This window comes from Stenotrophomonas sp. CASM106 (assembly GCF_049384825.1).
Taxonomy (GTDB): domain Bacteria; phylum Pseudomonadota; class Gammaproteobacteria; order Xanthomonadales; family Xanthomonadaceae; genus Stenotrophomonas; species Stenotrophomonas muris.
Map to the genome: position 1 here is coordinate 18,065 of NZ_JBMRFS010000001.1, position 25,793 is coordinate 43,857.

Annotated in this window: 24 protein-coding genes and 2 pseudogenes; 12 read left to right on the forward strand and 14 right to left on the reverse strand. The window is 64.4% G+C overall.

Annotation, left to right across the window (positions count from 1 at the left end):
- Positions 1-2: 2 nt before the first annotated feature.
- Positions 3-656, reverse strand: a complete 654-nt coding sequence (locus VG556_RS00080; RefSeq protein WP_049407309.1) for a DUF3348 family protein — start codon at positions 654-656, stop codon at positions 3-5.
- Positions 657-800: 144 nt separating this feature from the next.
- Here VG556_RS00080 and VG556_RS00085 point away from each other — a divergent pair, with 144 nt between their 5' ends.
- Entirely contained in the window at positions 801-1,721 is a 921-nt protein-coding gene (locus VG556_RS00085; protein ID WP_032962492.1) for a M14 family metallopeptidase, read from the forward strand.
- On the opposite strand, the gene VG556_RS00090 is transcribed toward VG556_RS00085, so the two are convergent.
- The 6 genes from VG556_RS00090 to VG556_RS00115 all read right to left on the reverse strand — a co-directional run bounded on the left by VG556_RS00090 (position 1,625) and on the right by VG556_RS00115 (position 7,168).
- The gene (locus VG556_RS00090) at positions 1,625-3,433 is read right to left on the reverse strand and encodes a phosphoethanolamine transferase (RefSeq protein ID WP_100450200.1); all 1,809 of its coding nucleotides are present in this window, start codon (positions 3,431-3,433) and stop codon (positions 1,625-1,627) included. The genes VG556_RS00085 and VG556_RS00090 overlap by 97 nt on opposite strands.
- A 73-nt stretch (positions 3,434-3,506) precedes the next feature.
- The gene (locus VG556_RS00095) at positions 3,507-3,893 is read right to left on the reverse strand and encodes a diacylglycerol kinase (protein ID WP_050483602.1); all 387 of its coding nucleotides are present in this window, start codon (positions 3,891-3,893) and stop codon (positions 3,507-3,509) included.
- 47 nt (positions 3,894-3,940) lie between these two features.
- The gene (locus VG556_RS00100) at positions 3,941-5,194 is read right to left on the reverse strand and encodes a sensor histidine kinase (protein WP_100450199.1); all 1,254 of its coding nucleotides are present in this window, start codon (positions 5,192-5,194) and stop codon (positions 3,941-3,943) included.
- Positions 5,191-5,865 (reverse strand): response regulator transcription factor, encoded by a 675-nt coding sequence (locus VG556_RS00105; RefSeq protein WP_032962486.1) that lies wholly within the window; start codon positions 5,863-5,865, stop codon positions 5,191-5,193. The genes VG556_RS00100 and VG556_RS00105 overlap by 4 nt, the downstream gene beginning before the upstream one ends.
- A 104-nt stretch (positions 5,866-5,969) precedes the next feature.
- A complete protein-coding gene (locus tag VG556_RS00110; RefSeq protein WP_100450198.1) occupies positions 5,970-6,500 on the reverse strand; it encodes a nuclear transport factor 2 family protein in 531 nt (176 codons plus the stop codon).
- A 35-nt stretch (positions 6,501-6,535) separates the two neighbouring features.
- Positions 6,536-7,168 (reverse strand): hypothetical protein, encoded by a 633-nt coding sequence (locus VG556_RS00115; RefSeq protein WP_238381462.1) that lies wholly within the window; start codon positions 7,166-7,168, stop codon positions 6,536-6,538.
- 155 nt (positions 7,169-7,323) lie between these two features.
- Between VG556_RS00115 and VG556_RS00120 the strand changes: the two genes are divergently transcribed.
- Both VG556_RS00120 and VG556_RS00125 read left to right on the forward strand, forming a co-directional pair.
- Entirely contained in the window at positions 7,324-7,647 is a 324-nt protein-coding gene (locus tag VG556_RS00120; protein WP_100450196.1) for a hypothetical protein, read from the forward strand.
- Between the two features lie 17 nt (positions 7,648-7,664).
- Positions 7,665-7,979, forward strand: a complete 315-nt coding sequence (locus VG556_RS00125) for a hypothetical protein (RefSeq protein ID WP_049420791.1) — start codon at positions 7,665-7,667, stop codon at positions 7,977-7,979.
- 50 nt (positions 7,980-8,029) lie between these two features.
- Here the strand turns inward: VG556_RS00125 and VG556_RS00130 are convergent, their stop codons facing one another.
- From VG556_RS00130 to VG556_RS00150, 5 genes and pseudogenes are all read right to left on the reverse strand, one after another.
- Positions 8,030-8,377 carry an RcnB family protein gene (locus VG556_RS00130; RefSeq protein WP_100450195.1) on the reverse strand — a complete coding sequence of 116 codons (348 nt, stop codon included), beginning with the start codon at positions 8,375-8,377 and terminating at the stop codon, positions 8,030-8,032.
- Positions 8,378-8,510: 133 nt separating this feature from the next.
- Positions 8,511-9,947 (reverse strand): efflux transporter outer membrane subunit, encoded by a 1,437-nt coding sequence (locus VG556_RS00135; RefSeq protein ID WP_100450194.1) that lies wholly within the window; start codon positions 9,945-9,947, stop codon positions 8,511-8,513.
- Positions 9,944-10,829 (reverse strand): annotated as a pseudogene (locus tag VG556_RS00140) (biotin/lipoyl-binding protein). Before VG556_RS00140 ends, VG556_RS00135 begins: the two are co-directional and overlap by 4 nt.
- Position 10,830: 1 nt before the next feature.
- A complete protein-coding gene (locus VG556_RS00145; RefSeq protein ID WP_100450192.1) occupies positions 10,831-11,040 on the reverse strand; it encodes a DUF1656 domain-containing protein in 210 nt (69 codons plus the stop codon).
- Between the two features lie 4 nt (positions 11,041-11,044).
- Positions 11,045-12,919, reverse strand: a complete 1,875-nt coding sequence (locus VG556_RS00150; protein WP_100450515.1) for an FUSC family protein — start codon at positions 12,917-12,919, stop codon at positions 11,045-11,047.
- Positions 12,920-13,085: 166 nt separating this feature from the next.
- Between VG556_RS00150 and VG556_RS00155 the strand changes: the two genes are divergently transcribed.
- On the forward strand, positions 13,086-13,880 hold the full coding sequence (locus tag VG556_RS00155; RefSeq protein ID WP_100450191.1) for an AraC family transcriptional regulator: 795 nt from the start codon (positions 13,086-13,088) through the stop codon (positions 13,878-13,880).
- Between the two features lie 35 nt (positions 13,881-13,915).
- Here VG556_RS00155 and VG556_RS00160 read toward each other — a convergent pair whose 3' ends face one another.
- A complete protein-coding gene (locus VG556_RS00160; RefSeq protein ID WP_100450190.1) occupies positions 13,916-14,737 on the reverse strand; it encodes an alpha/beta fold hydrolase in 822 nt (273 codons plus the stop codon).
- A gap of 358 nt (positions 14,738-15,095) precedes the next feature.
- Here VG556_RS00160 and VG556_RS00165 point away from each other — a divergent pair, with 358 nt between their 5' ends.
- From VG556_RS00165 to VG556_RS00200, 8 genes and pseudogenes are all read left to right on the forward strand, one after another.
- Positions 15,096-19,781, forward strand: a complete 4,686-nt coding sequence (locus VG556_RS00165; protein WP_111144218.1) for an RHS repeat-associated core domain-containing protein — start codon at positions 15,096-15,098, stop codon at positions 19,779-19,781.
- 565 nt (positions 19,782-20,346) lie between these two features.
- A pseudogene (locus tag VG556_RS00170) lies at positions 20,347-21,433 on the forward strand (RHS repeat-associated core domain-containing protein); the annotation flags it as partial.
- Positions 21,434-21,454: 21 nt separating this feature from the next.
- Positions 21,455-21,880 carry a hypothetical protein gene (locus tag VG556_RS00175; RefSeq protein WP_336884645.1) on the forward strand — a complete coding sequence of 142 codons (426 nt, stop codon included), beginning with the start codon at positions 21,455-21,457 and terminating at the stop codon, positions 21,878-21,880.
- Between the two features lie 17 nt (positions 21,881-21,897).
- The gene (locus VG556_RS00180; protein ID WP_141098601.1) at positions 21,898-22,338 is read left to right on the forward strand and encodes a hypothetical protein; all 441 of its coding nucleotides are present in this window, start codon (positions 21,898-21,900) and stop codon (positions 22,336-22,338) included.
- Positions 22,339-22,656: 318 nt separating this feature from the next.
- Positions 22,657-22,980 (forward strand): hypothetical protein, encoded by a 324-nt coding sequence (locus tag VG556_RS00185; RefSeq protein ID WP_146257718.1) that lies wholly within the window; start codon positions 22,657-22,659, stop codon positions 22,978-22,980.
- Positions 22,981-23,469: 489 nt separating this feature from the next.
- On the forward strand, positions 23,470-23,832 hold the full coding sequence (locus VG556_RS00190; protein WP_100450188.1) for a hypothetical protein: 363 nt from the start codon (positions 23,470-23,472) through the stop codon (positions 23,830-23,832).
- Between the two features lie 98 nt (positions 23,833-23,930).
- Positions 23,931-24,317, forward strand: coding sequence for a hypothetical protein (locus VG556_RS00195; RefSeq protein WP_049404253.1), 387 nt, complete (start codon positions 23,931-23,933; stop codon positions 24,315-24,317).
- A gap of 10 nt (positions 24,318-24,327) precedes the next feature.
- On the forward strand, positions 24,328-24,948 hold the full coding sequence (locus VG556_RS00200; protein ID WP_234413051.1) for a hypothetical protein: 621 nt from the start codon (positions 24,328-24,330) through the stop codon (positions 24,946-24,948).
- Positions 24,949-24,967: 19 nt separating this feature from the next.
- Here the strand turns inward: VG556_RS00200 and VG556_RS00205 are convergent, their stop codons facing one another.
- Positions 24,968-25,342 carry a hypothetical protein gene (locus tag VG556_RS00205; protein WP_049404254.1) on the reverse strand — a complete coding sequence of 125 codons (375 nt, stop codon included), beginning with the start codon at positions 25,340-25,342 and terminating at the stop codon, positions 24,968-24,970.
- Positions 25,343-25,793: the final 451 nt, after the last annotated feature.

The window sequence follows — 25,793 nt, forward strand, 5'->3', positions numbered from 1 at the left end:
GGTCAGTGGGAGCGCAGGGCGTCTTGCAGCCCTTCGATCGGGTGGAAGCGCAGCTGCAGCTCGGCGAGCAGCAGGGTGCGCATGTCATGGCGGAAGGCCGCGCGCCAGCCGGGCTGGCCGTGCACGCGTTCAAAACGGGCGCCGAGCACCGCCGGCGCCGTGGCCAGCAGGCTGTGCTCGCGCGGGGTAAGGGTCTGTTCCATCACCGCATCGACCTCGGCCAGCCGCGCCAGCTCGGGCGAAACCTGCACCAGCTGGTCGCGCAGGCGGCCGCGCAGGCGCCCGGTGGCGGTCTGGATGGCCTGCTGCAGCACCCGATAGCGCTGGCGCAGCGAGGCGAAGTTGGGTACAGCGGCGGCTTCGGCCAGGTCCAGCAGGCGCTCGGCTTCGGCATCCTCACTGATCGAGGCCAGCAGGCTGGCGTGCGCCTGCGCGCAGTCGGCCAGCACATCCTCGAGCGCTTCGGCGGCTTCATCGGGCTCGGGCAGGCGTCCGCCGAGCGCCCCGGACAGGGCCACGGCGCGGCTCCAGTCCACCCACTGGCCGAGGCGATCGGTCAGGGCGGGACTGGTGGCCGGCATCGCGCCGTCGCTGAGACGGGCGAGCAGGCGGAGGAACTCCGGTCCACCCAGGACCGGCTGCGCTGCGTTCGCCATCAAGGGATGAGGGGCCAAAAACCGCTGATTTTACAACCAGATGACCCGGCCTGGATGAAGGCGGGGCCGGGGGGGGGGCCCGCAGGCGCGACAAGGCTTAGAATGTCCGGCTGCACCCTTCCGTTCGACCCCTGGAGTTCCCCAATGACTGTTGCGCAGTTCTACCCGATCGGCACCCCCGGACAGCCCTGGGGCGACGCGGAACGCGCACAGTGGCGGGCCCGCCAGCAGCGCCAGCGCAGCTACCACGACGATGTGGTGGCCGCGCTTGAACGCCTGGACGACAGCTTCGATGTGATCCAGTACGGTCAGCTGGACTACGCGCCGGACCATTACCCGCTGTTCGCCGTGGTCAATCACGACTGGAACCCGGCGCTGCCGACCGCGCTGATCACCGGCGGCGTGCACGGCTATGAGACCAGTGGCGTGCATGGCGCCCTGCAGTTCCTGGAACAGCAGGCCGAGCGCTACCTGGGCCGGCTGAACCTGATCGTGGCGCCGTGCGTCAGCCCATGGGGCTACGAGCGCATCCAGCGCTGGAACCCGGATGCCATCGACCCGAACCGCAGCTTCCGTGACGGCGGCCAGATCGAGGAAGCCGCCGCGCTGATGCGCTGGGTGGCCGAGCGCAAGCCGAACCTGCTGGTGCACCTGGACCTGCACGAGACCACCGACAGCGACCTGCACGAGTTCGATCCGGCCCGCTGCGCCCGCGACGGCAAGCCGTTCGAGCGCGACACGATTCCGGACGGCTTCTACGTGATCGGCAACAGCGAGGATCCGCAGGCCGAGTTCCAGAAGGCCCTGATCGCCGCCGTCGCCCCGGTCACCCATATCGCCCCGGCCGACGCCGAGGGCAACCTGGTCGGCCTGCCGTTGCAGTCGCCGGGCGTGGTCTGGGGCGAATCGCGTTCGATTGGTGCCTGCGCCGGCTTCACCGATGCACGCTTTGCCACCACCACCGAGGTCTACCCGGACAGCCCGCGCACCAACCCGCAGGAATGCAACGACGCCCAGGTGGCGGCGGTATGCGCCGGCCTGGATTTCGCCCTGGCCGCACAGTAACGCGCCACGTTCCGGGCGGTGACCGGCATCAGCCGGTGCCGCTTGGCCGGCGCGGTGGCGAGCGGCGCGCCGGTCGTCGCCCGGCAGCCGGCGAAGACATCCAGATCGCGCTGGTACACGCTGCTGCTGACACCGAACAGGCCCAGCAGGGAATGGAAGACATTGTCGTGGCTGTAGGCGCGGTGCAGCGCATTCCCACGCAGGCAGGCCATGTCCAGGCCCGCGTTGCGGCTGAACTCCGTTGAGAACCACATCACCATCGGCACCTGGGTCTGTTCGCGCGGGGCTATGAAGTAGGGCGTGCCGTGAAGGTACATGCCGCGTTCGCCGAGCGACTCACCATGGTCGGAGACATAGAACAGCGCAACGTCGCGGTGGTCCGAATAGCCCTGCAACAGGTCGATGGTCTCCGCCAGCACCTGGTCGGTATGCACCAGGGTGTTGTCATAGGTGTTGACCAGTGCCTCGTTGCTGCAGTGCTGGATCTGGTTGCTGTCGCAGGTCGGGCTGAAGGCCCGCGACGCTGCGGGATACCGTTCAAAGTAGGTCGGCCCATGGCTGCCGAGTTGATGCAGCACGACCAGGGCATCGCCATGGATGGCGTCGATGCGTGCGCCGAGCTGATGCAGCAGCACGTCGTCGTAGCAGGTGCCGTCGGCGTTGACGCACTGGCCGGCCACCTTGAGTGCGGGCATGTCCTCGGTCGGCACGCGCTCGCACACGCCCTTGCAGCCGCCATTGTTGTTGTTGCGCCAGAGCACGCCGACGCCGGTACGCTGCAGGATGTCGAGCACGTTCTCCTCGGTCGCCGCGCGGACGTCGTCGTATTGCTGGCGGGTCATCTGCGAGAACATGCACGGTACCGAAATCGCCGTTGCGGTTCCGCATGAGGAAACATCACTGAAGCTGATGACGCCTTCCTTGCGCGAGAGCCGGGGATTGGTCGCGCGTGGGTAGCCGTTGAGCTGGACGTTCTGTGAACGCGCGGTCTCGCCGACGACCATGACCACCAGCTTCGGGCGCGGGCCCGGAACGCGCCGCGCGTCCGTGCCGATCGGGCGCAACGGTTGCTGGCGGGTGCTGTAGAGGCTCTTCAGGTAGCCGTGGGTATGGCGCACCACGTTCAACGGCAGTACCTGGTCGCGGATGTAGCGGTTGTTGCGCAGCAGCGAGGAGTAGTCCTTGTAGAACGCAAAGCCGATCACCAGCAGCACCACAAGCGACGCCAGGACGTTGGCCGGCCACACCAGCAGCGAACGTATCGAACCGGCCCCGCGGGTGGTGCGCACCAGGGCGAGCCCGGCAGCGGGGAGCACGCCCAGCGCCAGCAGCGTGAGCAGCAGCGGCAGCGACAGATAGGCGTTCAGTTCGGCCTGATTGGTCTCGAACACGTTCTGCACCATGCTGCGGTCGATCAGCACGTTGTAGTGCAGCATGAAGTAGCTGCACGCGGCGCTGACGACAACGAGCAGCACCAGCAGCGGCCTGCGCAGGAATGGCAGTGCCAGCAGTGGCGTCAGCAGCAGGTTGAACAGGCAGAACAGCAGCGGCGGCAGGCTGGCCAGGAACAGCGTGCTGCGCAGGCTGTTGAGATCGATCAGCCCCCACAGCGTCTTCCAGAGGGCAAGGTTTCCAATCGTGGCGAAGAACAGTGCGGCGGCCCAGACCAGAACGATTGGATGGGACCGCGGGAAACGGAGGCATTGACGCACGAGCAGGTTCCGCGGAACAGGAGTGCGCGCAGTATCGAAACGGCCTTATCAGGAAGTTGTCAGGATTGCCGGGCTAGCCCAGCAGGATCACGCCCCACACCGCACCCACCATCAACAACGCGGTGGTCTGCGCGGCGCTGCCCATGTCCTTGGCGTTCTTGGACAGCGGGTGCTGCTCCAGCGAGATGCGATCAACCACGGCTTCAATCGCCGAGTTGAGCAGTTCCACCAGCAGGCTGATGAAACAGACCGCCAGCACCAGCGCCCGCTCGACCGTGCTGATGTCCAGCACGAACGCGGCCGCCATCAGCAGCGCGTGCAGCAGCAACAACTGGCGGAACGCCGCCTCGCCGCGAAAGGTGGCGATGAAGCCATCGCGCGAATGGATGAGGGTGTGGAAGATGCGGCTCAATCCGGTCTTGCCGTGCGGGTACTTGCCGCTGTCCTTGGGGTGTTGCATGCCGTCTCCAGAGCGGGGGAGCAGCCCGGAGCATGTGCAGCCCGATGTCAGGAATCCGTCAGATGCGGGGGGCGGGGCCAGCGCAGGGTGAACCGGCACCCCTGCCCGGAGGATTCCACGGTCATCGTCCAGCCCAGGTGCTCGACGATGCGCTGCACGATCGACAACCCCAGCCCCTCGCCGCTGTGCGCGCCACCGGGCACGAAGCGCTGGAACTGCCGTGGGTCGATGCTGGACGGCAGGCCGGGTCCGGTGTCAGCGACGATGAGTGCGGTGTCGTGGAGGGTGATCCGCACTTCGCCGCTTTCGGTGTACTGGCAGGCATTGCGCAGCAGATTCCAGATGATGCTGTGCGCCAGATCCGCGTTGGTGACCAGCACGGCGTCACGCCGGGCATCAAACGCAACGGTCACCGGCTTGCCGGAAAGCCAGGGCTGGCAGCGCTCCATGCAGGATTCGAGCAGCGGACGCAGGGCCACCGCGTTGCGCGGCACGGCGCCGGGGGCACGCGAGAGCAGCAGCAGGCAGGTCAGCTGGCGCTGCATCTCCTGGGTGGTACGCAGGATGCGTGCCGCGCTGGGAACCAGGTGGCTGTCGGCCGGAAGCTGGCAGGCCAACGTTTCGGCAGCACCACCGATGATGGCCAAGGGCGTGCGCAGCTCGTGGCTGGCATCGCCGCTGAAGCACTGCTCGCGATGCAGGAACCGTTCGAGCTCGTCACTATGACGGGCAAAGGCGCGCGCGAGCACGCCGATCTCGTCGCGTGCGTCCTGGTAGGGAAAGGGCTTGTGGCCGTCCTGTACCGCATCGGCCAATCGTGTGATGGGCGCGATGACGTGGGTAGCGACCCTGCGGCCGATCAGGAAGGCGCCGAGTACGCAGACCGAAATGACCAGTGCCGCAAAGGCATTGATCAGGTGTTCCAGATAGCCATAGGGTGCAGCGTCCTGCAGCAGGTAGTAACGTTGGCCACGACTGTCGAACACACGCAGGTGCCACTCGTTGGGCGCCTCTTCGCCGTGGTAGCCCGGGCCGTACTGGCGCAGTACGAATGGCACGTCCTGGGCATCGAACAGCTGGGTCCCTGGTGGCAGGGCGGGGCGTTGGCCACGATCCAGCGCGGCCTGCAGCCTTTGCACTTCGCCGTGCTGGGTCCGTGCGACGACAGCAGCCCGGACCTGGTCGTAGTCGACCTGTTCGGCCAGTACGATGAAGCCCATGGCACCGGCCATCAACAGCACGAACGAGATCGTGATGCGGGTGCGCAGGCTCAGGCGGCGGTAGAGGGAGGCAGGGCTCACGCCTGCATGCGCCAGCCGACGCTGTGCACCGTGGTGATCAGCGCGGTGTCGAAGCTGCGGTCCACCTGCAGGCGCAGCTCATGGATGTGGGTTCGCAGCGCGCCGCTGTCCGGTGGCTCGTCGCCCCAGACCAGGTATTCCATCTCCTGCTTGCGCACCACGGCGGGAGCTGCACGCACCAGGCACATCAGCAGCTTGTGCGACGTGGGCGTCAGCGCAATGCAGCGGCCTTGCCGCCAGGCCTGCGGCGAGCGCGTGTCCACCTGCAGGTCCTTCCACGCCAGCACGCTCTGGACCTGGCGCCCCTGTGCCCTTCGTACGAGGGCCTTGATCCGTGCATCCAGTTCCGTCAGCGAGAACGGTTTGACCAGGTAGTCATCCGCGCCCAGGGCCAGGCCCTGCACGCGGTCTTCGACCGGATCGCGTGCGGTCAGCATCAGGATCGGCACCGGGTTCTGGAACTCCTGGCGCAGCTTCTGGCACAGCGTCATGCCGTCCAGGCGCGGCAGCATCAGGTCCAGCAGGATGGCGTCGTAGTCGTGCTGCGTGGCCCGGCGCAGGCCACTGGCGCCGTCGCGCGCGTCGTCCAGCACGTAGCCGAGCGGTTCAAAGAAGGCATACAGGTTGGCAACCAGCTCGGGGTTGTCTTCGATGATCAGCAGGCGGGTCATGGCATGCGTCCTTGCGCGTGGCCGAACTCTGCCCGATCGATGGCCGAATGCCAATGCCCTTGCTGAATGGATCGCGGCCTGGGTTCGGCCCGGTCAAGCGACGTTCAATCGCCCGGGCTGCGTGAATCGCGGATCGAGTAGATCACCGAGAAGATCTTCCAGCCCTGCTCGGTGCGGACCAGCTGCCACATTTCCTTGCCCCAGTTGGTCTTCACCCCATCGTCGTGGAAGCTGTAGTCAAACGAGACCGAGGCCACATCGCCGTCCGTTTCGATCTTCGTGTTGGAGAACTTCTCCTCCTTCGGCTTCGGCGAGGCCATCGCCCCGTCGATCAGCGCGATGAAGTTGTTGGCGGGAATCTGCCGTGCCTTGATCGCATCGGGCTTGGCCTTGCGGATGTCCTGCAGGCGCACATCCTCGGAAACGAACTGCCAGCCGATGTCTTCCGGTTTGTCAGAGAAGAACAGGCCCATGTAGGTCGGCCTGTCCTTGTTGATCAGCGAGGTGCGGAACGCTTCGACCACCTGTTCGATCGCCTTGACGTCGGCGGGGGCATTCTGCGTGGCGTAGGCCGGCAGCCACGCCGGGAGCAACAGGGCGAGGGCGACGAAGCGTGCACGTGCGTTGGGCATCATGGGGTCCTGGGGAGGAATAGGGTGGCGCGGGCGCATCACCGCGCGTAGGTTCGCCAGAAGAGCACGGGGTCTTCGGTCCTGTTGATGGCGACGAAGACTGATTTTCCGGATTCGGGCGCGCAGCGAAAGACGCGATACGACGACTTGAGCGTCCCGTCGCCCGGCCACCAGTATCGATCGAACGCAACAGGATCACTGTCGTTGAATGTGGTTGCCTGGCAATCCGCAGGCAGCCGCAGTGGTATCGCAGGAGGCTTGGAGAAGGCCAGCGCGCTGGTGTTCGAGTCGAGGTCGTGTACCTCGCGCAGGTCGGTCGCCTCGTGGGGCACCCAGCTGGGAATCCATCCCTTGTTCACCATGTCGGAGTCAAGCGCCTCGCGCAGCGTGTCGAACGAACTGTCCATCACCAGGCCGCAGGCGCACAGCACACTGCAGAGCGTCACGACGATGGCGCGCCGGATCATTCCTTCAGGGCTGATCATCGTTGTCGTCCCCGCCGGGAAGCAGCCTGACCAGATCTTCCGGCGCCAGGCGCTTGAGCCGCTCTCGCAGTTCCAGTCCGTAGGGCCGGTCGTTGGATTCGGCATGGCGCTGCCCTTGGGCCCGCACCGCTTCACGACCAGACCGAGCTCCTGCGTGATCCTGCACTTCCGGCGCTTGCCTGCCATCGACGGGTGTCCCTGCGTTCGTCCTGAAACATCGGTCGGCGCACGCTAGCACGGTTGCCGGGAGCCGCAACAGGTCCGCTTGTCGTTGGGGTTTGACGTCGAAGAGAGTCTGCGCGGATGATGCGCGGGCGCGCGGCGCAGGAGGGGATCTGTCAATGAGGACACTGATGTGGGGGCTGGTCGGGCTGTTCGTGGCGTACGTGGCCGGTTGCTCGGCGATCTCGGCGTGGCATTCCCACGCGCTTGCCTCGGTCCCGGTCGGGGCGAGCAGGGTCGAGGTACTGCGGGCGTTGGGGCCCCCTGACGTAGTGGAGCACGCCGGTGTTCCCTTTACCCGCTATGCCAGCCGTGGATGCAGTGGTCGCTGTGCGCACCGATGGTGGTATGAGAACCGGCTGGGACTGGATACCGAAGCCTGGTCGGTGGAACTGGATGCTTCCGATCGCGTGATCGCAACGTCGCGCCTGACATCACCGTAGACGACCGCAGCAAGCGCATGCGTATCCATCGTCCTTTCATCTTCATCGCAAGCCTGGCCCTGGTGGCGTGGTGCACGTTGATGGGCGTACTGGTGCTCATCCATGGCTTCAAGGAGCAGGGCCTGCGCTGCGGCAAGCTGTGCTCACTGCAGATCTCCATCCGCCTGCTTTTTGGTGATCGAGGATTCGAATTACTGGTGGCGCTGGGGCTCTTTGCCGCAGCGCTGATATGCGGGTACATCGCGCTGCGGGAGGGCATGCATGGCGGGCCGCAGAGGCGGGCGGGGCGCCGTGGGCGCAGACACCGCCGACCGGGACGGCCCCGGTCGTAAGGTGTCTGCACCGATGTAAATCGCTGCGTGTGCGGACGCTGCAGGTCGCTTCAGCGATGCAGGGCGTCGATGATCAGCCCGGTGGCGATCTCCACCAGCAGGTACTCGTTATCGGACTGGCGCACCCAACGCCGGTCGCGGCCCGGTTCGCGCAGGTGATAGCGCGCGTAATCGTCTACCCAGTAGCGGCGGTCCACTTCGGCCCACGGCAGGCGCTCGCCACGACGCCAGGCCTTCTTCTGCCAGCCCGGCGGCGGCGCATCGCGGTGGTGCGGGCCGCCTGCATGCGGCGGCGGGCCGTTGCCGCGGGCATGGTGCGGCGGATCGGCAAAGGCGGGGGCCGCAGCGAAAGCGGTGGCGGTGGTCAAGGCGATGGCCAGCAAACGTGTTGTCTTCATGGATATGCCTCCGTCATGGCCGCAGCATGCGGCGCTGTGGCAGGAATATAGGGCAGTCAGAGTGAATGAATACGGGTGTAGGCGGTACGTTCCTGAACAGACGGCGCGGCGTGCAGTCGCTGCCCTGAACGGGTCACCGGGCACCGCCCGCGGCCGAATCCGTTGCGGCCCAGCCTCCGCCCAACGACAGGAAAAGACCCAGCTGGCGGTCGACCCGGTCCGCGCGCGATGCAGCCAATGCGGACTCCGCATCTGCCAGCGCGGCCTGGGCCGAAAGCACATCGAGGAAATCGATCCTGCCGTAACGGTACAGCTGCTGCGCCTGCCCGGCGGCCCGCGCTGCATCCCCACGCGCCTGCGCCAGGCTGCGCTCGCGTTCAAGCTCCTGCGTGCAGGCAGAAAGCGCGGTCTCGGTCTGCCGCAGTGCCAGCAGCACGACGCCGTCAAAGGACGCGAGCGCGGTCTCTGCGTTGGCACCGGCCGCTGCGACGCGGGCCTTGGCTACGCGGCGGTTGGGCCAGTGCCATGACAGCACGGGACCGATGCTCGCACCGAAGCCGTCGGCCGACAGCAGATGCGCCGGTGTGCCGGCCACGCCCGAAGAGGCGCCCAAGGTGATCTGCGGATAGAGACCCGCCGTCTCGACACCGATCATTGCAGTCGCGGCGGCCAGGCTGCGTTCGGCTGCGCGTACGTCAGGGCGCCGCTGGAGCAGCTGCCAGCCGTCACCGACCGGCAATGCTTGCTGCAGCTCAGGGGGCTGTGGGCACCCTTCTGCTTCCTTGGGATAGTCTGCCGGGACTCTGCCCATCAGTGCGGCCAGTTCGAACAGTGCGGCCTGCCGTTCCGCCAGCAGGTGCGGTATCGCCGCCGCGCTGCGATTGACGGCTGCACCGGCACGGCTGACATCGAAGTCCGTTCCGCGTCCGCCTGCAGCCAGGCGTCGGGTTGCCTCCAGCGTGGCGCGCTGTATCGCCAGCACCTGCCGGGTTGCAGCGAGCGTGTGATTGCTTGTGCACACCTGGAGATAGGCACGGGTGACGGCCGCAGCGACGACCACGCGGACCTGGTCGCGTGCCGCAGCGACCGCCTCCGCGTCGGCGTTGGCGGCTTCGATGCCGCGGCGGATGCCACCTGCGAGATCCAGTGGATAGGAGAGGTGAAGGCCCAGCGCGTACGACTGCGGCGCGGCCGACGCCTGGGTGTAGCCACCGGCATGGGTGAGCGTGCCCGATGCATCCACGTCGGCCTGCACGGCACCGCGCGCGCGATACTCCAGCACGGTAGCGCTGGCGCGCCGAAGGTTGGCATCGGCGGCGCGCAGGTCGGTATTGGCCGCCAGTGCTTCGCGTACGTAGGCGTCAAGCTGGGGGTCGCCATACAGGTGCCACCATCGATCCGGTGGCGCGTCGTGGCTGAACGATGCGTCCTGGCCTGAGACGAACGCCCGCGCAGCCTGTTGTGAAGCTGCGACGGCGTTCGCAGGCAGGTGATAGTCGGGGCCGGATACGCAGGCCGTCAGGGGCAGCAACAGGGCAAGCAGCCCACCACGTACTGTCCGCACGCTCACTTGCAGGCTCCCGGTGCCGAGGGCGTGATGGTCACACTCGCAGTGCGACCCACGATCAGGCGCGTATCCGGCGGCGCATCATCGATACGGATGCGTACCGGGATGCGCTGTGCCAGCCTCACCCAGGTATAGGTCGGCGCTACGGCAGGCAGCAGGTTGTGCGTGTTGGAGCGCTGATCGTCGGCAATGCCGGCGGCGATGGTCTCCACGTGTCCGCGGACATCGCGGGTGTCGCCCATCAGCCGCGCCACGGCGGCATCGCCCTCGGTGATGCAGCCCAGTTTGGTTTCCTCGAAGTAGCCCTCGATACGCAGGCTGCCGGTGTCGATCAGCGCCAGCGCCTGCGCGCCCGGTTGCAGGTAATCGCCCGCATGCAGGTCCAGGTTGGTGACGATGCCGTCGGTGCTCGCGCGCACCTCGGTGCGTTGCACGTTGAGCTGGGCAACGCGCTGTTCGGCCCGTGCCTGCGCCAGGGCGGCCAGCTCGGTGTCGACCTTGGCCGCATTGCGTTCGCGTGTCTCCGAGGCGACCAGGTTGCCCAGTGCGTTGTCCCGCGTCGATTCGCGGCGGGCCAGCGCCAGCGTCGCGCGTGCGCTGCTGACCGCTGCGTCGGCCTTCTCAAGCGCGGCAGCCAGGCGTGGCTGATCCAGCACCAGCAGCAGTTGTCCGGCGCTGACCCGCTGGTTGTCGTGCACCAGCACCTGGGTGACCAGCCCCCCCCATGTCCGACGCAACGCGCACCACATCGGCGCGGACCCGTCCATCCCGCGTCCACGGGCGTGTTTCGTAACGCTTCCAGATGGACAGCGCGGCGACGACAGCAATCGCGAATACAACCAGCGTAGCGCTCCAGCGCCCGATGACAGCAAGCAGGTGTTTCATTTCATTTCTCGAGCAGGGGCGAGAGCCGGATCATCAGCTCCGCCAGGATCACGAACAGGGACAGGCCCACCAGTGGTCGCGCGACGAACAGGCGGTACAGACCGAGACTGGCGAGCAGGCGCGAGGTCAGCATCGACAGCGCCAGCGCGGCGGCGGCCACGGCGAGCAGGCCGGGGATCAGCACGCCATCAATGGAGAGATCAGAAAACATGAGGTCAGTGCCGAAGGGTGAGAGCAGGCGCCAGCAGGTCGCGGCGCAATCCGCAGAGCAGGTGCGACAGATGCTCACGATCATCCCCGCTGCTGGCCACTGCTGCCTCGCGCATGCGGTCGAGCAGTTCCAGAAGATGGGCGTCGACGCTGCGTGGCGCGTGGGCACGAACCCTGAAATGTGCGGCGACGCGTTCGATCAGCGCCGCATGAAGCACCCGGACCTGCGGGTTGTCCTGGCACTTGGCCAGTGCGCGGAGTTGGTTGGATGCACGTACCGCACGCACGTCCGCAAACAATGCCCGCAGGTCGTCTGCGGCACTGGAACCGCCCCGCAACCGGGGAGCGAGCAGCCCGATTCGATCCAGCATGCGGCTGAGCCAGGCCCGGGCCACGCCACCTTGTCCGGCGGCGTGTCGTGCGATATCCCGACGGATCGAACGCTCCAGCCGTGCGCGGTTGCGGCCCGCATCGGCGGTCTGGAACAGCTGCATGCTGCACAGTGCCACTGTCGTACCCACGAACAACGCTACGCTGTTGTTGAGTGCGCCGACGATGTTGACCGTATTGGTCGCGCCCAGTCCCGCGATGAGCGGAAACGTCAGCACCACGCCCAGCGCAGCCATGATGAAGGGCGGCCGGGCCAGGAACGATCCGCACAGCAGCAGCGCAGGCGCCAGCGCGGCAATCAGGCCGACGACATCGGACAGCGCGGGGAAGATCAGCAGACCGTAGAGCAGGCCGACGCCAACGCCGATCAACGATCCCACCAGATAGCGCATGACATGCGGCGCAGGCGCTTCGATCGTGCCGAACAGCACGCACGCCGTGCCGATGATGGACACCGCCGTGGCGCCGTCCGACCAGCCGGTAACGATCCACAACACGCAGCTCAGCAGGATGCCGACGAACGCGCCCAGCGCGCTGCGCAGGGCAAGCCGATGATCCCGGTGAAGTACCGCACCCTGCGCATGTCGCGCAAGGCGGGCAGGTACATGCCGGCGCCAGTCGGGCCGGGCAGTGTGCAGCTCCGCCTGCAGTACGCGGCAATCGGCGTGGGCGAGGTCGAGCTCGGCCTGTTGCGCGGCGAGGCCGGTCTGCATCAGCTCGCGCCAGCCAGACGAATCCATCGCGCTGGCCTGTGATGAGCGCAGCCGTGCGAGGGAATCTTCCACCGCGCTGGAGAGCATCAGTACATCCAGCATCCGGTCATGCAGGGCGCGCAGGATCTGCACCTGGGCCACGCCGTGGGCGCTGTCGAAGGGCAGGTGGATCGACAGCACATGCAGCTCGAGCAGGTCCGCCGCCACTTTCGAGCGGTCCGTCGCCAGCACCGTGTCCGATGCACCGGCGCACATGTCGCGCGTCCATCGTTCCGCATCATCCAGCACGGCAGCAACCCGCGCGTGCACGCGCATCGAGACCCGGCGCGGCAGCACCAGCGCATGTACCAGCGTTGCGGCCAGGATGCCGATGGCGATTTCCTGCACCCGCGTGATGGCGATGGTGAACACGTCTGCCGGCACCATCACCGCAGGAAACCCGATCAGGCTGGTGGTATAGCCGGCCAGCAGGAACGCGTACGCACGTGGCGTGCGGTCGAGCATTGCCAGGTACAGGCACAGCGCCATCCAGGTGGCGAGCGCGGCGCTCAGCACCAGGGGGGCATTGGCAAAATGTGGCACCAGCGCGACGGTGGCGATGGCCCCGCCCACGGTACCGAGCAGGCGGAACAGGCCGCGGCTCAGTGTTGCCCCGGAAAGGGGCTGCGACACCAGATAGACCGTCCCGATCACCCAGAATGGGCGATTCAGGCCGATCCGCAGGGAGACATACAGCCCCAGCGACGCGGCGAGCAGGCATTTGAGCGAGAACAGCAGCGCTTCCTGATCGGCTCTGAGGGAAGGGTTTTTCAACCGGGCAAATGCCTGGAACACGTGGGGACGGGCAGGGGTGGGGGCGTGCATGCGGCTCATGCTAGTGATCGGCCGCACTGACGAATTTCGCTACAATGACAACCAATCGCTAAAACCGGTCAATGTGAGAATGGCTCGCATTTCGCTCCCCGGCTTTGACCTGGACCCTGACGAGACCGATCGCCCGGCGGTTGCCAGCCGCCTGCAGGTGGCCGAGCACGACGCGGAAATTCCGGTGCATGAGCACCGCAAGGGCCAGCTCATTCTTGCGCTGCATGGGGCGGTGACCTGCGAAGTCGCCAATGCGTTGTGGATCGTGCCGCCCCAGTGTGGCGTCTGGATTCCGGGCGGCATGCCGCACAGCAACCGCGCCACCGCCAACGCGCGCCTGTGCTACCTGTTCGTCGAGCCCGGCATCGTCGACCTGCCGGTGCAGTGCGTGACGCTGGCGATCTCGCCGATGCTGCGCGAGATGATCCTGCACCTGGCCGACGCGCCGCTGGACTATCCGCATGGCAGCCACACCGACCGACTGGCGCGGGTGTTGCTGGACGAGCTGGTACAGATGCCGGCTGAGCATCTGTCGCTGTCGGTCAGCCATCACCCGAAGGTGCGTGCGCTGGCTGCGGCGCTGTCGGCGGATCCGGCAGACCGCAGCACCATCGGCCAGTGGGCCGTGCGCCTGGCCCTGGGCGAGCGTACGTTGACCCGCCTCATCGAACGGGAAACGGGCTTGTCCTTCGGGCGCTGGCGGCAGCAGCTGCACCTGCTCATCGCCATTCGTGAACTCGCCGCGGGCGCACCGGTACAACGCGTTTCCGAGACGCTGGGCTATGAGTCGGTGACGGCCTTCATCACGATGTTCAAGAAGGCGCTTGGCCTTTCCCCAGCGCGGTACTTCGCGGTGCGCCTGCGCGGGCAGTAGCGGGGAACAACGGGCGAAGCCGTTGCCTGGAACGGCTACTTCGAGGTGCCGGAGACCGATTGAATCGCGGCCACCACCGCAGCAGGGTCCTCGCGCTGGAGGGTGTGGCCGGTCGCCAGGTAGCGGTGCGAGCCACGCGTGAAGCCCGAGAAGAGCAGGGCGTGCTGCGCCTTCCAGAGGGCCTTGCCCGCTGCGGTTTCTTCGAAGAACAGAGGTTCGGCAGCCAGCTGGGTTGCAGTCAGCAGCTCAACCGGTACGTCCGGCATCGTGCGCGGGGTCTCCGCACCGGGTGCATCCAGCTGTTCGGTCAACACGGCGTAGTCGGCGGCCATGGCTGGCGGCAGCATCGCCCGCAGCTGGGCATCATCTGCCTGCACGCGGGCACTGTCGGCCTGCTTGAACGCATGGCGCTGACCCATCGTGGCCGGGTCCACCAGCACCAGGCCCTGCAGGCGCTCCGGATGGCGGCGTGCAAACTCCGTGGCCAGCAGGCCGCCATAGGAGTGACCCACCAGCACAACGCGGCGACCGGGAGCGAGCGTATCGATCACGGCCGTGAGGTCGGCCAGATGCGCATCGATGCGCTTGGGGTGACCGTCGCTGCCGGACTTGCCGAGCCCTGCGCGGGCGTAGGTGATGCTGTGGTAATCGCGCCCCAGACCCGCAACCACCTCCTTCCAGGCACCCGCACCCTGCCCGAAGCCGGATTCAAAGACCACGGTGATCGGGCCGGCCCCGGTCTCTTCGGCCTGCAGCGCGTAGGCACCGCGATCCACCTGGATTTCCCCTGCGTGGGCGGTGCCCGCCGCGGCCATCACCGCGGCCAGCGCCCACATCGTCACTCGGCTGCTCTTCATTGCCATTCCCCTGGGCCGTGACGCGTGCCGGCCCTTCCGATGGGTCAGGTCTGCAGCGGAGTGCCGTAGCCTGCCGACCTCGCGACAGGTCGTGCTGGTAATGTAGTGAGGTATAACACCGACTCCCTGTGCAGGAAGTCATGGGGACGGAGCGTAGACCGCTGAATGGCGTTGGATGCTTGAATCTGTGATCGGTTACGCGACTCCACACTTGAATGTGTAAGCGTCCTCAACGATAAAGGCGGCATGTGGCAACTGCCGCATTCCGGACCAAGGACGATCCGATGCATGACGCGTGGGCACAGCTCCGCGTTCTCGTTCCCGCCGGCGCTGTGTTCGTCCAGGAAGGAGAACAGGGATGTTGGAACGACTGAAGACCATTTCGTGTGCCGTGCTGGCGATCATCGCCGTTGCCTGCTTCGCCCCTGCTGTGGCGCATGCGCAGGAAAGCAAGATCACCTGGCGCATTTCACAGCCCGGCGGCGATGCGACCCAGTACAAGACCCAGCAGGCGGCGGTGGCCGGCATCAAGAACCTGCCGGCGCCCAGCCCCTTCCCGCCGGAGTTCCAGTTCGGCTGGCAGTACGTCGACAAGATCAAGTCGAAAGTCGTGGACTTGAACGGAAACACGTCGATCACCTACTGGATGGGAAGGACGCAGCCCTCCGACCCTGACTGGACTTACTACGGCGCGGGTGATGGTGGCTTCCTGTCCGAAGAGGAAGTGCTGGAAGCGCTCATTGCAGACTTGCAGGACATCAATCCCCAGTGTCCTGGGGAAACTGCTGTGCCGGAAGGAGAATGGGGCCCAACTGCTCCAGGGATGGACGGAATTTCGGAGGTCAGAGAGTACCGGGTCACCGGCATGCTGGGCAGCAATTCGGCGGAGTCTCCGTGCGTGCCCTTCGACGCAGGAACGACAGGGCTTGCTCGCATGCGACGCTTGAACTGCCCGATCCCCTTCACGCAGTGGTCCAACACACACAACGCCTGCGTCAGCGAAGAATTCGTTGCAACCATTACCTCGAAGTCGCAGAAGTGCGACAAGGACAGCGCGGGTCCGAGTTGTCCCTCGACAGAAAAAGGTGAGGAGGCAAACAACGCGCCTTGCGACGGCACCGTAGGCAATCCGTGCGACGTCAAAACGGGCGAGAAATACGAAATCGCGCCGGGCTTCGATCTGGGCTGGATCGCGCTGACGCGCTTCTATCACTCCGGCATCTCGACCTCATCCGGTGGCTTCGGTTATGGCTGGACCCATTCGCTGGGCGCCCACTTGGCACTGGATGGCGTTGACAGTGTGGGCATCATTGAAAGTACTGGTTTCCAGCGTGCATTCAAGAAGGTCAGCCAAGCCTATGAGGCGGACGACGACAGTGGCGATCGTCTGGTCCAGAACGGCAACTGGACACTGTACTCGAAGGGCTCCATCTCGACCTTCGACGCGGACGGGCGTCTGGCCGCCAAGCGCTTCGCGGATGGCACGTCGCTGACCTATATCTACGACGACAGCGACCGCCTTGCGGCCGTTACCCACAGCAGTGGCCGCACACTGGAGTTCGTCTACCAGTCCAACGACTATGAGGCGCTGATCAGTTCGGTGCTGGTCGAAGGCATTTCGCTCGCCACCTACACCTACACACCGCAGAACCAGGTCGCCACGGTGACCTATGCGGGTGACGGTGTGCGCACGTATCACTACGAGAACCAGGACTTCCCCCAGCACCTGACGGGTATCACCGCCGAGGACGGTCGCCGCTACAGCACCTTTACCTACGATTCCATCGGTCGTGTGATCTCCAGTCAGCATGCCGGCGGTGCCGATGGCGTGACACTGGCCTACAGCCCCAATGGCGGTGCGGTGGTGACCGACGCGCTGGGGCGGCAGACCGACTACACCCTGACACCCGGCGGCGATAGCGCTCCGTCGCGCAAGGTGACCGGCCTGACGGATTCGCAGGGAACGGTCAGCCGAACCTACTACGACCAGAGTGTCGACTTCCGCCGGCGTCTGGATACCTACACCGATCGCCGCGGCATCCAGACCAAGCACACCTATGCGCAGGGCACCGATCCGGTAAGCGGTCGTGCCGTCAGCATCCATACGGTGACCGAAGCGGTCGGCTTGCCCGAGCAGCGTGTGGCGACCACGGCGCGCGACGTCGAAACCAATGCGGTACTGACCACCCGGATCGGTAGCCGCGAAACCCGCACGGCCTTCAATTCCCGACGCCAGCCGACGGCCAACACGGTGACCGACACCGCTTCCGGTCAGACGCGCATCACCAGCTACACGTACTGCGAAGCCGCTGATGTGGCAGCGGCAGGCAGCTGCCCGGTGGAGGGGCTGCTGAAGAGTGTGGATGGCCCGCGCACGGATGTGGCCGATGCCGTTACCTATGCCTATTACTCGGCGGATGATGCAGGGTGCGCGATCGGAGGCGCCTGCACCTATCGCAAGGGCGACCTGCGCAGCGTGACCAATGCGCTGGGCCAGACGGTCGAGACTCTGGCCTACGACGCGTTCGGGCGGCCGTTGTCGGTCAAGGATGCCAACGGCGTGGTCACCGACTACACCTACCATGCCCGCGGCTGGCCAACCTCGGTCACCGTGCGTGGCGCGACCACTGCCGAGAATCGGGTCACCCAGATCAGCTACTGGCCGACCGGCCAGGTGCAACAGATCACCGAGCCCGACGGCAGCAGCGTTTCCTATGTCTACGATGCGGCGCTGCGCTTGACCGATATCGAGGACAACGTAGGCAACACGATTCACTACACGCTGGACAACGCCGGCAACCGCCTCAAGGAGGACACGCTGGATACCGGCGGCACCCTGCGCCGTACCCTGGCACGGACGTTCAACACGCTCGGCCAGCTGACCGCGCTGAAGGACGCAGGCAATCACGCCACAGGCTTCGCCTACGATGCCAACGGAAACCCGCAGACGATCACCGACGCACTGCAGCGCGTGACCAGCCAGCAGTACGACCCGCTGAACCGCCTGGCGCAGACGCTGCAGGACGTCGGCGGCGTGGCGGCGGAGATCCGCAGCCAGTACAACGCGCTGGACCAGGTCACCCAGGTCACCGACCCGAAAGGCCTGCATACGACCTATGCCTACAACGGGTTTGGTGACCTGACCGGGCAGGTCAGCCCGGACAGCGGTGCCAGCAGCTTCACCGTGGATGCCGCCGGCAACCGCAAGACGGCCACCGATGCACGCGGCGTCACCGCCACCTATCACTACGATGGGCTCAACCGCCTGATCGGCATCGCCTATCCGAACCCCAATCTGGACGTGGGCTACAGCTATGACGTGGCGCCTGCCGCCTGTGCCGCCGACGAGCGCTTCGCCAAGGGACGGCTTGGGCAGGTGCTGCATGCCAATGGCAGCACCCAGTACTGCCATGACCGCTTCGGCCAGGTCACCCGCAAGGTACAGACCGTCAACGGCGTTGCCAGCACGCTGCGCTACGCCTATAGCAAGTCGGGCCGCCTGACCGCGTTGACCTACCCCGACGGCAGCGTGGCTGACTACGTGCGCGATACCCAGGGCCGCATCAGCCAGATCGGCCTGACCCGCCCCGGCCAGGCGCGCCAGATCGTGGTGAACAACGTGACCTATGCGGCCTTCGGCCCGGCGACCGGCTGGACCTACGGCAACGGCCGCCAGCTGCAGCGTCCGCTGGATCTGGATTACCGCCCGCAGGCGGTGCATGACCCGGCCGCCGGTGGCCTGTCGCTGGGCTATGGCTACGATCCCGTCGGTTCGATCACCGAGCTGAAGAACGGCACAGGCTCGACGGTGCTGGCCAAGTACGCCTATGACGCGCTGGGTCGCCTGACCCAGACCCAGGACGGCACGACCGGCACGCCGATCGAAACCTATGCCTATGACGCCACCGGCAATCGCACCGCGCTGACCACCTCGGCAGGCACGGCCAGCTACACCTATCCCGCAACCAGCCACCGGCTGACCGCCGTGGACGGCGAAGCGCGCGACCATGACGCGGTGGGCAACACCACCCGCATCGGCGGCAAGTCGTTCATCTACAACGATGCCAACCGCATGAACGCGGTGAAGCAGGGCAATGCCGTACTGGAAAGCTACACCTACAATCATCGCGGTGAGCGCGTGCTGCGTACCCCGGCCGGTGGCGCAGCGCAGATCACCTTGTACGACGAAGCAGGGCAGTGGCTGGGCAACTACTCGGCCACAGGCCAGGCGGAGCAGCAGGCCATCTGGCTGGACAACTACCCGGTGGCGTTGATCAACATGCCGGCTACCGGCGTGCCGGAACTTGCCTACGTGCAGCCGGATCACCTGGGCACACCGCGCGTGGTGATCGATCCGGCGCGCGATGTGGCGATCTGGGAGTGGAGCAACAAGAGCGAAGTGTTCGGCAACCAGATTCCGAGTACCGACCCGGATGGTGATGGAGTGGCGTTCGAGCTGGCGCTGCGCTTCCCGGGCCAGCAGGCCACGAATGCGAGTGGGTTGTTCTACAACTATCAGCGGGAATACGACCCGGCGGTGGGGCGGTATTCGCAGAGTGATCGCATTGGACTCAGGGGCGGGATCAGCACATACGGATACGTTGGCGGAAATTCACTTAGCTTAATAGACCCGTTGGGGTTAAGGAACGTGCACAAGACAGCCGTCGCAATTGGGAATGCGATCAATGCTGGGCGCTTACTTGCTTCGGGTACGCTGAGGATCGCTGGAGGACTTGGCATGGAGGGGGCAGTAGTGACTGCCGCACCGGGCTCCGCAAGTATTGGGCTGGGCGTCTGGAACATCACTAGTGGCCAGAAGGCGTGGGCTCGCGCCGAGCAGCAGTGGGCGGAGGCAGCCTGTGAAGACAGTAGCAACTATTCGAGGGGCGACGTCCTGAAGACATACTCGGGTTTGTTGCCTTGGGGAACTGAGTCAGATGACCCCGGTGAGCCTTTTTGGATTGATATTATGGAGAAGCACGTTAAGGAGGCTGTCCATAAGCCAAGGGAATTCTTGCAGGAAGTCGGAACCATAGGACTATGAAAACTGGATTGCTGCTCCGCTATGTTGCTTTGATGATCCTGGTCCTCCTAGGCTGGTGGTTTTATAGGCACATAAGCCCCGCGCTAATGACGTTGGTTGCGCTAGTCATCATGGGCGGAAGCACCGTATGGGTCATTATGGCTCTCACAAGAAAGCCAAGTGAAGCGGCCCGAATAGCCAAATCTTGGTGGCGCTTGATCTGGGATGGCTTCTGGGGACTGTGAGCTAATGTTACGTCCGCTAATTAAAGTTCTCCAGCAGGCCGATTGGGACCTCTGCCTACCGATACTGGCAATCGCACCACACTGACCATCTTGGCAGGAAGCGAGAGCCACACCCATCCGGCAACCAACCATCACCTGAGGCATTTACCGCTATGTACGATCGTCAGCCAGACGCTGCCTCTAGTCCTCGAGAGACTGTGGATGATCTGTGAGTACGTACTTCCGTAGGGCGTAACATAAAACTCAGGAGGTCGTCGATACGTGGTTCGCAATCCCCTGATAGATGGACTGGACAACGGCTTTGGCGGCAGGATGCTGCTACGTCAGTGCGAGACATTCGAAGCGTGGCTGACCACGTGCGAGATACCCAGGGGCGCATCAGCCAGATCGGCCTGACCCGGACCAGCCAAGCGCGCCAGATCGTGGTGAACAACGTGACCTATGCGGCCTTCGGCCCGGCCACCGGATGGACCTGTGGCAACGGCCGCCAGCTGCAGCGTCCGTTGGATCTGGATTACCGCCCGCAGGCGGTGCACGACCCGGCCGCGGGCAGACTGTCGCTGGGCTACGGCTACGACCCGGTCGGTTCGATCACCGAGCTGAAGAACGGCACAGGCTCAACGGTACTCGCCAAGTACGCCTACGACGCGCTGGGTCGCCTGACCCAGACCCAGGACGGCACGACCGGCACCCCGATCGAAACCTATGGCTACGACGCCACCGGTAATCGGACCGCGCGACCACGTCGGCAGGCACCGCCAGCTACACCTATCCCGCAACCAGCCATTGCCTGACTGCGGTGGATGGCAAAGCGCGCACCCATAACGCAGCGGGCAATACCACCACGCCAACCGCATGAATGCGGTGAAGCAGGGCAATGCCGTGCTGGAAAGCTACGGTTACAACCATCGCGGCGAGCGCGTGTTGCGCTCCCCGGCCGCCGGCGCGGCTCAGATCACCTTGTACGACGAGGCGGGGCAGTGGCTGGGCAACTACTCGGCCACGGGCCAGGCGCAGCAGCAGGCGATCTGGCTGGACAACTACCCGGTGGCACTGATCAACACGCCGGCTACCGGCGTGCCGGAGCTGGCCTACGTGCAGCCGGATCATCTGGGCACGCCGCGCGTGGTGATCGATCCGGTACGGAATGTCTCGATCTGGGAGTGGAGCAACAAGAGCGAAGTGTTCGGCAACCAGATTCCGAGGGCTGACCCGGATGGCGATGGTGTGGCGTTTGGGCTTGCGCTGCGCTTCCCGGGCCAGCAGGCGACGGATGCGAGTGGGATGCTCTACAACTACCAGCGTGAATACGACCCGGTGGTGGGGCGGTATTCGCAGAGTGATCCAATTGGGCTTGGTGGAGGTGTTAGCACCTATACCTATGCAATCGGCAATACAATTTCGCACGTTGATCCACTGGGTTTGAAAGACTCCCAGCCTGGAGTGACTGTGACAGAAACTGGCGCATATACGGTCGATTGGCGCTATTACGTGAATAGGACATTGGAAGCTCTTGGCTTTCCGGGGGCATTTGTCGCGGGAGCCAGCGACTTCGGCGGGCAGTATGCCAATCAACGGTCAGCCACACACGTGGTTGGTGGGTCTCATAACGGATGGGGTGGCCAGGATAGGTACTTCCACTGCATGGCGAACTGCGAGGCTGCACAGAAGGGTATGGGCGGATCAGCTGCTGCTCAGTGCATAAGCAACGGGCGCGAGTGGTTCGATCAAAGCATCAAGGGCGACTCTGCCCCTGACTCCGCTGCGGATCAGTTGGCAAATCGCCTCGGACGATCATCCGGACAAATGAGTCGTACGGGGAGTTGCTCGCAGATGTGCGGGAGCTATCGTCCCGGTGGAAACTTCCCCTACTGATGATTTGGACGCCTCAAATGTACGCTCCCAAGCTGCTCCCAGTCGTGATGCTGTCAATCGCACTTTCTGGTTGCATGGAAGTTGCCAGCACCGAGTATGCAGACCGCAATCAAGCCGTCTCAAGACAAGCAATCGGTGAATCGAAATGGTTGCCTTCATGGTTGCCTGAGGACGCAGTCAACATACGCGAGTCGCACGACATGGACACAAATGAATCGTGGCTGGTTTTCCGCCTGACCAGCGGGGTTCTTGCTTTGCCCGAAGAATGTAGGCTGGTGAGCAGGCCGGAGATGTCCGACGCGCGAGTCATGCGGAGATTTCCTCCGTTTGCCCGCAACGCGTGGTCGCGAGCATCAAGCTATGGCGGCAAGTTCTATCTGTGTCCGGAGGGAAATGCTGGCCGCTGGGTCATGCGCGATGAAGAGCTGGGCCTTGTTTACAGCGGAATAAAGTTATAGGTGGCTGGGCGGTCTCACCTAGTAAGCGAAATGCGTGAGTGGCACGTGGCGATCTCCTTTCCCGGTGCCTGATTCGGCACTTTCCGGCCGAGCGTCGTGTGGGTTCGGGTATGTGTCAAATCGACCTTGCCACTTGTCCGTGTTCACGGATGGGAGGGCCGCGTAAGAAGATCGGATGGTCCGGCAAGCTTCAAGCACCCAGGCGTTCGGCAGGAAGATTGCTGGGCCGCGGTGACGACTGTGCGGGAGGACCTATGGGATATCGGCTCCATGGTCTATTGTGGCTGCAGCGCAGGCGGTGGATAGAGGCGAAGGGAAATGAAAGACAAACTGAGAGAAAGAGAGGCGCTGTCGCCAACTGGCTTCTATGACCAATACTATGCGGAGAGTGGCCTGGATCAGGAAACCGTAGTGGAGCTGCTGGAGCATGTTGCAGACGAACTTCGTTTGCCCTCCGGGAAGCTCCGTCCTGGAGATCGATTTTCGAAGGAACTGTCGCCTGGTGAAGATCATGGTTGGGACTCGGGGTATGGGGTGTTGATATTCGAGCTTCAATCGCTCGCAAAAAAACGTGGTATTGCAGTCGATCGGCGGGTGGATTCGCTCGACGACTACATTCGTATCATGGCGGGTATCTATTGATGAGATTGATGCGTCCCTGAATGGCCATCGGCGTAGACGTCGCAGTGCGTACTGAGAATTCGGGGATGCCGAAGGTGAGGTATGCCGCCGCTGTCATTACCGGTCTGGTTCTGGCGGGCTGTGCAACATCGGGTGGCGATATGGTCGTGCGCGTCTCGGGAAGCGTGCCGCCAGGTCAGGGTGACGTTCGCGCTCTAGATTGTGAGCTGAGTATGCTCGGGGAGGACGAAGGTGTAGTCTCGTCGAAACCGGTTGGAAGCACATTCTCGGTCCCCATGATGGTCGTTGCAGGGCCGAAACCCAGAAGCTACCAATTCGCCGTCGAATGCAGGGATGGCCGGAGGTTCGCATCCAAGCCGGTGCAGATCAGTAGTCGGCGGTCCTATGCCCGGGATCTCAATCTTGGGGAGCTTCAGGAGCGGTGACCGGCGATCGTCCTCGCGCATCCCAGAGCTCTGATGGGGAATCTAGTCCATGAGATTCATTTGCGTGTTGCTCTTCATCCTTCTCACGGGTGCGGCGCTGTTTTCATTTCGCAAACTCCATCGAGGTGAGCTGGGCGAGAAGCCGGTTTATGCCGCTTTGCAGAGAGCAGAGCTGGAGTACAGACGCCAGCCGGTTGGCGACCTGATCTATGAAGAAGGGGGCGGGCATCTGCTCGCCGGGTTCTCTATAGACGCGCAAGCGAGGGTTTGGGTTGCGTTGGACACAATGAGGGACAATGGGGATCTGTTTGTCGTCCCTATGCACGCGGAACAGAGAATCCCTTGTCAACTCGTCGATCAGCTGGTGTCGGCCAATGTCGGATCAGCACAGGCTAGGCACGCGTTGAAGGCGTCTTGCGTGAAGTAGGGCGTTGCGAGGCTGAAGAAATTCCCCGTACACGCCGCAGCAATGATGACGGCGGTGATTCGGTCGTTTTGTTGTATGGGTTTGGGGGATTCCAGTAGATGAAGGATTTCAACGCGCTCGAATGGTGTGATGCCACGTTGCTGGCTATCAACATCGATAGAAGGAATCCAGGCGTATGCGATGAGGTAAAGGTCCACGTGCGCTGGCCGGACGGTCGGGAGTCAATCGTTTGCTTCCCGGAAGCGTACGGGTGCTCTGCGCTCATGAACTTCGGCGTACTGGGGGAGGAGGGAATAGAGTTCGCCAGGGTCGACGATGACGAGCCGGGACTCGCTGATCTTCTTGATCGTTGGAAGGCGGTCGGCTATCCGCTGTCCGGCCTGAAGTGTTTTCGTATCGAGACCACCTCGACCGGTAGCGTCATTCTGATCTACGCCAGGACATGGCGGATCGAGCATCTGCCGATGGCGGGTGCAGTGCCCTGAAGGACATTCCGTGCCCAGATTCCTCACCCCCGACAAGGTCTCCCTCATCCGGGGGAAGGCGCCTGAGAAGACCGAGCGGAGATATCCTTGGGGTCATGATTTTTGGCCCTGCGGCGACGTTGGCCGCCACACTCTGCAAATTGGGACCTTGATGATGGTGAGGATCCTGACAGCACTACTTCTGATTGGAGTCGGACTTGGATTCTCTGGCGGCGCATGGGCTGTAGGAAAGCGGCCCTTCAAGATGATCCAGTTCTGCGTGCATGACCAAGAGGGCGTGAATCGGTTCAAGCAGACCCTCAGCTCTATCGCCAAGGACGAAGGAATGCAGTTCTTCGATGGCAGCGCTGAATTGGATCGCCAGCTTGCCAGGGCAAAGGTGGACGTGCAACGCCCTGTCGTCTACATCGGAGTGAAGCGGGAAGATGGCTCGGGACTGGAGGCGGGGAACCTCGGATTGGATCGCTTCGAGATAGCTATTGGCTTCTCTGAAGGGAAGATGCCCGCCGAGGCATGGTCATTCTCTTTCCGCGTCGAACGCGCTTTGGCAGATCGCTGGAATGTACACGCGGTTCCCCCGAACAAGGGGGCTGCGCCGACGGCGTGTCGGGCGGGAGGCGATCCTCGCTGAAGTCCGTTGCACATGGCATTCACCCTTCGGGCTGCAACCGCCCTACCGCCTGGGCGCACAACGACTGGCAGGCCATGACCAACCCCTCCATCACGCGGTCGCCCACGTACTGCCCGGGTTCGCCGTTCTGCCGGGTGCGTTCGGCTGCCAGCAGCATTTCCAGCACCACCCGCAACCCAGTCAACGCGCAATCGGCGTCGGCCAGGGCCAGGCAGCGCCCGGGCAGCTGATGCCGCTCCGGCCAGGGTTGTCCGTCGGCCGCCGCACCGGAGCCGATGCGGTGGAGATTGGCAATGAAGGTGTTCCTGTCCACTGTTGGCTTAGCCTGTGGCGAACCGTCGTCGCCGGCGGTGCTGCGGTAGGCGTGCAGATGCGGGAAGTCCGATTCGTTCATGGCAAGGCTCCGTGCAGGGCAATCGGTAGCCGCCACCCATAAAAGTGGCGGACGGTACGTGGTTCGAACACCGGGTTGATGTCAGTCCGGCGGGCCCGAAGGCCCCCACGCACCGCCCGCCATAGCCGGCAGACGGATTGCCAGCCGGCGCCACGCTAAGGTGGCGCCGGCTGGCAAGCGCATACATCAACATCAACTCGGGTGTTCGAAGCCCGGCCACGCTTTTCCGGTGGCACGCCATCTGAGCCCCTGGCGCTGTGCAATGCCAATCAGAAGAGTTGCAAACATCACTCGATTGGAGACGCTTTTGACATTGTCCTACGCTGTTAAGCCCCGCCAGTGCTGGCTGGCGTAGTGATCCGCCCGCAGCGTGCAATCTGCGACAGGTGTCGAGGTTGTCACGGCGAACGGGACGGGCGCGGAGGGCCTATCGCGACAGGCGGTACCAATT